We start from the raw sequence: 7,899 nt of genomic DNA on the forward strand, positions 1-7,899 counted from the left end.
ATATCTAGAAGTATTAAATAAATTAAGACCTATTGATGATACATTCATGAGAATGATATTCAGGGATCATCAATGTGTTGAACTGTTGATGAAGATTATCTTTGGTGAACAGTTTTCACTCAAGAGATTTGAAACACAGGAGGACCATAAGCAAGTGGTTAGTCGATCGGTGGAATTGGATATTGTTGTCTATACGCATGAAGGAGCAGTGATAGGCATAGAGGTAGAAAAAAGCAAAGACAATGCTTCACCTATAAGGGCAAGATATCATGCCAGTATATTGGATTGTGATTTGTCCTATCCAGGAGAGAAATGGAGTCATTTTCCAGAGATGTATGTTGTTTTTATATGTGAAGAAGATGTGTTAAAAAATGGTAAAATGCTAGACCATATACAAAGATATCGGGAAGATGGTAATGTCTTTGGAGATAAGTTACATATCATTTATTTGAATGCATCAATGCAAGATGAAACAGCATTGGGGAAGTTAATGCATGATATGTTGTGTAGTAATCCAAATGACATGTATTATGAAGTTTTAAGAAAAAGAGTCAGTTATTTTAAAAAGCAAGAAGGAGGAAAGAAGACTATGTGTGAAGCGTTAGAAGAATTAGTGAATGAAGCAAAAAATGAAGGAGAAATCAAGAAATTAATGAAATTACTGTTAAAGAAATTTCCAAACAAAAACTTCGAATGGGTGAAAGAGTGTAATAAGACACAATTAGAAAAGATTGATGATTATATCTTTTTGAATATAAGCTACAATGATTTTTATAAATTAGTTCATTCATGACTATCAAAGGGACTTTGAATCCCTTTGATATAATAAATAATCGTTCCTTAATATTGAAGATGAAATCAACTATAAAAATCACATGAAAGGGGCGATATTAGTGAATGAAAGATATCTAGAAGTATTAAATAAATTAAGACCTATTGATGATACATTCATGAGAATGATATTCAAGGATTATCAATGTGTTGAACTGTTGATGAAGATTATCTTTGGTGAACAGTTTTCACTCAAGAGATTCGAAACGCAGGAAGACCATAAGCAAGTGGTTAGTCGATCGGTAGAATTGGATATTGTTGTCTATACGTATGAAGGGGCAGTCATAGGTATAGAGGTAGAAAAAAGCAAGGACAATGCCTCACCATTAAGGGCAAGATATCATGCCAGTGTACTGGATTGTGATTTGTCCTATCCAGGAGAGAAATGGAGTCATTTTCCAGAAATGTATGTTATCTTTATATGTGAAGAAGATGTATTGAAAACAAAACGATTAGTGAGTCATATTGAACGCTATATTGACAAACAGGAACAGTTTAAAGATAAGTTACATATCATTTATTTGAATGCATCAATGCAAGATGAAACAGCATTAGGGAAGTTAATGCATGATATGTTGTGTAGTAATCCAAATGACATGTATTATGAAGTGTTAAGAAAAAGAGTTAGTTATTTTAAAAAGCAAGAAGGAGGAAAGAGGACAATGTGTGAAGCACTAGAAGAATTAATTACTGAAGCAAAAAATGAAGGAAGAAAAGAAGGAGAAGATATTGGTGAAAAACGAGGAGAAATCAAGAAGTTGATGAAAATACTGTTGAAGAAATTTCCGAATAAAAACTTTGAATGGATTAAAGATTGCAGTCAGACACAATTAGAAAAGATTGATGATTATATCTTGTTGAATATAAGTTACAATGATTTCTATAAATTAATTCATTCATGACATCAAAGGGACTTCAAGTCCCTTTGATATGATAAATAATTATTCCTTGATATTGAAAATGGAACCAAAAAATTACTGAAATTGCTGTTAAAGAAATTTCCAAATAATAACTTTGAATGGGTGAAAGAGTGTAATAAGGCACAATTAGAAAAGATTGGTGATTATATCATAAGTTACAGTGATTTCTATAAATTAATTTATGCATAATTATGAATATGGAAATCTATAGAACTATAAAATTCAATAGAAAAATGATTATATACATAAGTAAAAATATTCAATATTATAATTATAAGTCATTAAGATATTTGCTTTTTAATATATATAGTTGAGTAGCATTGATGCTACTTTTTTGTTTTTTAGAAAAACTATGACAAAAGTAAAATTGCTATTTTATAAAAAGCATATGCTAATATAAAAATGATAATATGATTTGTGTATTTGAATATTTTATGATTAAATATAAAAAAGAGGTGAGCAAAATGTCAAAAACATTGATAGGAAGAATATTAGAAATGGACCCGGCAGCACGTCATCCATTGAATGTAATTATAAATTATCCCGGTTTACATGCTATGTTTTTGTTTCGTATTTATCATTTTTTATGGAAGCTGCATCTTAAATTAATTGCACGTTTTTTAAGTCAGGTAGCACGTTTTTTAACGGGAATTGAAATTCATCCAGGAGCAACAATTGGTAAGCGTTTTTTTATTGATCATGGTATGGGTGTTGTTATTGGAGAAACAACAATTATTGGTGATGATTGTACTTTATATCAAGGTGTGACTTTAGGTGGTGTAGGAACAGGCGAACATAAAGTGAAAAGACATCCAACATTAAAAAATAATGTGATGGTTTCTGCTGGAGCAAAAGTCATTGGAGATGTAACAATAGGTGATAATAGTATTATTGGGGCATCTTCTGTTGTTTTAAAAGATGTTCCACCGAATTGTACTGTTATTGGAATTCCCGGAAGGATTGTGAAAGAAAATGGTCAAAGGGTGGATAAGGAATTATAAACACTGGATATTTTTAATAGGCTCATGGCTTTGTTTGTTTTTCTTTCTATTCACTTTTATGAATGGGTTGTGGCATGATATAGATGTATTGATTTATGCTTATTGTCTATCTATTCGTCAACCACTATTAACATTTTTTATGAAAATAATGACTTTATTAGGATCAGCCTTCTTTATTATTATTTTATGTTTTATAGCTATTGTAACGAATAAATCTTCAGGTTTGAGATTAAGTCTTCATATGGTTGTTCTTGCTTTGATTAACTTTGTGATTAAAAATATTGTCACTAGATCACGTCCTACCTATTTTCCTGTGATTCAAGAACATGGTTATAGTTTCCCATCGTTTCATGCAATGATGTCAATGAGTTTATATGGATTCATTGGTTATAAAATATGGAAATCTCATCATTTTCTAGCTATTGTTATTTTGACTATACCTATAATAGTAGGAATAACACGCATATATTTAGGTGTTCATTATGCAAGTGATATTGTGGCAGGTTGGTTAATTTCTCTATGTTATTTGTCTACTCTTTATTTCATTCATAAAAAATCCTCTGTTTCATAAATATGAAATAGGGGGTTTTGTAAATGTCTATTGATATACAAGCAGCTTTATATTATTATCGTTTGGGTTTAATCAAAAGAGAAAATCATTTATATTGTTTAGTCGATTTAAAGACAGGAGAATGGTATGAATTGATGACTATTTATTATATTGAAACATTATTGAAAAGATGGAATCAAATGAGAATGACCAATTGCATTATAGAAGATTACATGTTAGAATAAAACATGTTCATGATTTTCTCTCTATAGTTAAATGGATATAACAAGTCCCTCCTAAGGACTAGTTGTAGGTTCGATTCCTACTAGGGAGGCCATTGAAAAGATACCGAAAAACATTTTGTTTTCGGTTTTATTATTTTAAAAATAGATTGAATGAATAAAATGAAATTGTTTTATTTTTAGATTATTAATTATAATTATGAAACTTTTATGTGTTTATCAATACTTTAAAGGCATAATTGATGATAACATATAAGTATTAGACATTGCACATAACTCTTTTTATAATAAAGGTGTTCCTAGATGGAATACCTTTATTTTTTGAAGAAAGGAGTTTGTATATGACAATAGAAGAAGCCAGTCAGAAATATAATATACCTATTAAAATACTCAAAGAGTATGAACAATGGGGATTATGTGATGAAGTGATATTGAACGTTTAAGTATTATTATGACACTTCATGATATTGGATTTACAAATGAAAATATTGAAAAGTATATGAGATTATTAGCTGATGGAAGTGGTACTCAAAAACAACGTATGGGTATGTTAAATAAGAAAAGAAATGGAATTTTAAGTGAAGTGCATTTTAAGGAAAAACAAATATCACGATTAGATTATTTAAGATATGAAATTCAAAAAGAAAATCAAAAAATGGGTGATTGATATGCGAAAAATGTAGGAAAATCTTTAGCCTTATATCTAACACCATTAATGATGTTAGAAACAATGGTGAATAATGCACCTCATTATGTGCTTTTGGGTATTTAGGTATTATGGGGTACACTCATATTATGTTCAGTTTAATTCAATGACATTATACAATTGTGGTGTATTAGAGAAAATCATACATTAAAGGTGAATTGAGCTAGTCAAGATATATTAGCAAAAGCAGATTATGTTGAATGAGTCAGTCAACATACGTATAAATCAAAAGTTTTCGCTTATCAGATATTCAAAACAGGAGCACCTGTTATTGAAAAATTGCCAGTTATGATGAAATACTTATTGTAAAAGAGGATATTAATCAATAATTGCAAGAGTGAATTTATAAGATAGGAAAATGATTATGGAATATATCCAACTAGGAAATTCTGATTTAAAAGTATCTAGGATTTGTTTAGGATGTATGGGATTTGGTGATGTTAAAAATAGTCAGCATACTTGGATAATTGATGAACAGCATACAAGAGAAATTGTCAAAAAGGCATTAGATATGGGCATCAATTTCTTTGATATAGATATTGCTTATCAAAGTGGGACAAGTGAACAATATCTTGGTAGAGCATTAAAAAATTATACAAATCGTGAAGATGTTGTTGTCGCAACGAAACTGCATCATGTTGAAGGAACAGTCAAAACTGTTGATTTGATATTGACAGATGAAGATGTTTGTTATTTAGAAGAAGTCTATGTACCTCATGCATTGGTTGGTGTGATGGTACAAAATACTTTAGAAAATGCCAAACAAAACATGTATGGTCAATAGGTGAATAAAAAATTTAAGGAGGAAATGACAATGGATGTAAAGAAATTATATGAAACAGATCCAGAATTTATGGATATTTTTGAGCACTTTGCAGGAGATGAAGTGATTCATCAAAAAGGACAGGAATTAGATGATGTAACACGTTATATGGCTATTCTGGCGACTTTATTAGGATGTCAGGGGCAGGATGCTTTTCGTTTTATTTTACCACAGGCATTACAGGTAGGACTGACACCTGTTATGGTAAAAGAAGTTGTTTATCAATCTTGTGATTATTTAGGTTTTGCTAAAATGTTACCATTTTTAAATATTGTTAATGAAGAATTAGAAAAACAAAACATCGCATTACCTTTACCATCACAAAAAACGACAACAAGGGATAATCGTCTAGAAAAAGGTGCGAATACACAAGCTATCATTTTTGGTGACCATATGAAAGAGGCATGGAAAAATGGTCATATCAATCAATGGTTAGCTGATAACTGTTTTGGTGATTTTTATACACGTACTGGTTTAACATTGGCTCAACGTGAGATGATTACTTTTTGTTTTTTAATGGCACAAGGTGGTTGTGAACCCCAATTGATTGCTCATGCGAAAGGAAATATGAACTTAGGAAATGATGAAGCTTTTTTAAGAAAAGTTGTTTCACAATGTTTGCCTTATATGGGTTATCCTCGTAGTCTCAATGCTATGACATGTATTCAAAAGGCTATCGAATCATAAAGTCAATGTTAAAATAATCATTGATATTTTGATGGTAGAACTTGTGCTTGAATATAGTGGTTAATCGTTTTCCTCACAGGCTTTCCGTGAATGGCTCAGTTCAATCACTTTGAATACTTATATCATTTATAATATTGGCATCTTTTTAAAGTGAACTATGTTCATATGATAGTTCATGGAGTTGTTTTTGACTTTCTGAATTTGTATTATTTTTAATTATATGTAAGCTACTTGCATATAGTTCTTTATTGGTATATGTGTATTCAGTATCATCAAATGAGTATAAAATATGTTATAATATCTTTATTAAACCTTAAACCCTCATAAAATGAGGGTTTTTTCTTATTTTTGTTACTAGTTTGTTACTAGTTCAGTAATAAATTGGTAACAAAAATAAGAGTTCATTGAACTCTTATTAATTCGATTGCATCTCTTAATTCTTCAACTGTTTTATGTGTATATCTTCTTAATCCAACATCTTTTGATTTGTGTCCCATAAGCATATCAATGCACTTTTTATTTGCACCAGCAGAATCAAGTAATGATCTAAATGTATGTCTTGCTTCATGTGGTGTCTTTCTCACATTGATCAGTTTAAGTACATCATAATAATACTTATAATATGCTGTCTGGTTAATCCGATGGTTGCCATCTTCAGTAATCAGATAATTTTGTGTTCTGTTTGCCCTATTTTCAACGATATGAGCGATTTTTGAGTGAATAGGTATAATTCTGTTCTTACCGCTTTTTGACTTGATACCGCCTTTAAAACAGTTGTTTTCAATAGAATCTAATGTTAAATTTAGAAATTCAGTTATTCTGAATCCAGTGTAAATGAGTATTAAAACTGTATCAGCCCATTCAACACCATCTTCATATAATTTCCACAACTGCTTAATTTCATCATCAGTAAATCTCTCTTTGGTTGTTTCTGGAATTGGTTCAGCAGTTGTCAATTGTGCATAGGATTTATTTATAACATCAAGTTCCAAAGCAAACTTATCAAGATGCCCAAATAAATTTTTTATTGCCCCTTGTGTAGAATAACCGCAACCGCAGTTGTCTATACAGTCTTGCATGTGTATTGTTCTAATATCTCTATATTTCATATCTTCAATACTGGAACAATGCTTATATGCTGATTTCATTGCCTTCTGTAAACTTTTACCCAGCTTTGGTAATCTCTTTTCTTCCCATAGATCATAGACTTCCTTAAAAGTCATTTTTCTAGCTTCAATATCGTATGGATCATGATTATATTCAGCCAACATAATTAAACCGTCATTTCTTGATTTGGCATAACCGATAATCTTATAAATTGGATAATGCTTTTCATTGAATCCAACTGTTTTTCTAACCATGTACGGTTTTCTTCTTGTTCCAGATAATTTTACAACACTTCCATAACCGTTTGGTAATCTCATTTTTTATTCCACCTTTCCTTGATTAACAAGTAGGTAAAATGATATAATTATTTTGTCGTGTTAGTCATTTCACCCACATGTGATTGATTGACATTTCACCCTTTGATATTGCCAGTATCGAAGGGTTTTTATTTTTATAATTCTACAATCTCTTTATTTTCTAATGATAAAGAAGGTTTTAATTCATGAATTTTATTTATGAATTTTTTTACAGAAGGATAATAAGTTATTCTCATACAAAATTCTTTATTGTCAAATTTAATTAATAAAAAATCTAATGTAGTTTTTTTCTCTTTTGTTTTTACTCTACCACCAATCATAGCACCTATAACACCAAATGTAGCAGCACCAATAATTATACCTGGGGTAGATTGTTCAATTATTTTTTGAATTTGTTCTTCAGTATAAAATTTTACATCAGTTACTTTATCTAAAGAGATTTTATACTCATTTTTAAAATCCCTAAAACTTTTTATGTGAATATGATCATTGTATAACTCTAACATTAAATCACTATTTTCTTTTTCTGGTAATCCAGATACTAGAAAACCACCTACAATAATTTTATCTTTTTTCTTTTTGCCAAATAAACCCATTATCTTTTTTTCATTCCTTTCTTTCAATAGTACAAGGTACAATATTATATACTATTTATATATTTTTTAAGAGATTATTATAATTTAATGTTTTTACATTCCTTTATTTAATAACTCAA

At 29.7% G+C, this 7,899-nt stretch carries 10 protein-coding genes and 1 tRNA gene; 9 read left to right on the forward strand and 2 right to left on the reverse strand.

All coding sequences use genetic code 11. The features are described 5' to 3' along the window. The 9 genes from B5E75_RS13510 to B5E75_RS13550 all read left to right on the forward strand — a co-directional run. Nucleotides 1-793, forward strand: a 793-nt coding sequence (locus B5E75_RS13510) for a PD-(D/E)XK nuclease family transposase (protein ID WP_087360287.1), incomplete at its 5' end; no start/stop codon positions are given. Nucleotides 794-893: 100 nt separating this feature from the next. After that, complete coding sequence (locus B5E75_RS13515; protein ID WP_087360290.1) at nt 894-1,733, forward strand: PD-(D/E)XK nuclease family transposase; 840 nt, start codon at nt 894-896, stop codon at nt 1,731-1,733. A 482-nt stretch (nt 1,734-2,215) separates the two neighbouring features. Next, complete coding sequence (gene epsC, locus B5E75_RS13520; protein ID WP_087360293.1) at nt 2,216-2,752, forward strand: serine O-acetyltransferase EpsC; 537 nt, start codon at nt 2,216-2,218, stop codon at nt 2,750-2,752. Continuing rightward, complete coding sequence (locus tag B5E75_RS13525; protein WP_087360296.1) at nt 2,724-3,323, forward strand: phosphatase PAP2 family protein; 600 nt, start codon at nt 2,724-2,726, stop codon at nt 3,321-3,323. The genes epsC and B5E75_RS13525 overlap by 29 nt, the downstream gene beginning before the upstream one ends. Nucleotides 3,324-3,346: 23 nt before the next feature. Beyond that, nucleotides 3,347-3,547 (forward strand): hypothetical protein, encoded by a 201-nt coding sequence (locus tag B5E75_RS13530; protein WP_087360299.1) that lies wholly within the window; start codon nt 3,347-3,349, stop codon nt 3,545-3,547. A gap of 17 nt (nt 3,548-3,564) precedes the next feature. Then, nucleotides 3,565-3,639 (forward strand) — tRNA-Arg (locus tag B5E75_RS13535). Nucleotides 3,640-3,995: 356 nt separating this feature from the next. Further along, complete coding sequence (locus tag B5E75_RS14875) at nt 3,996-4,211, forward strand: hypothetical protein (RefSeq protein WP_239480182.1); 216 nt, start codon at nt 3,996-3,998, stop codon at nt 4,209-4,211. 403 nt (nt 4,212-4,614) lie between these two features. Continuing rightward, complete coding sequence (locus B5E75_RS13545; RefSeq protein ID WP_087360302.1) at nt 4,615-5,034, forward strand: aldo/keto reductase; 420 nt, start codon at nt 4,615-4,617, stop codon at nt 5,032-5,034. 30 nt (nt 5,035-5,064) lie between these two features. Then, a complete protein-coding gene (locus B5E75_RS13550; protein ID WP_087360305.1) occupies nt 5,065-5,760 on the forward strand; it encodes a carboxymuconolactone decarboxylase family protein in 696 nt (231 codons plus the stop codon). 401 nt (nt 5,761-6,161) lie between these two features. On the opposite strand, the gene B5E75_RS13555 is transcribed toward B5E75_RS13550, so the two are convergent. Both B5E75_RS13555 and B5E75_RS13560 read right to left on the reverse strand, forming a co-directional pair. Further along, nucleotides 6,162-7,184, reverse strand: coding sequence for a tyrosine-type recombinase/integrase (locus B5E75_RS13555; protein ID WP_087360308.1), 1,023 nt, complete (start codon nt 7,182-7,184; stop codon nt 6,162-6,164). 134 nt (nt 7,185-7,318) lie between these two features. Then, nucleotides 7,319-7,780, reverse strand: a complete 462-nt coding sequence (locus B5E75_RS13560; RefSeq protein ID WP_087360311.1) for a hypothetical protein — start codon at nt 7,778-7,780, stop codon at nt 7,319-7,321. Between the last annotated feature and the right edge of the window lie 119 nt (nt 7,781-7,899).

Origin of the sequence: Massiliimicrobium timonense, from assembly GCF_002160865.1 — a bacterium.
Classification (GTDB): Bacteria; Bacillota_I; Bacilli_A; order Erysipelotrichales; family Coprobacillaceae; genus Allocoprobacillus.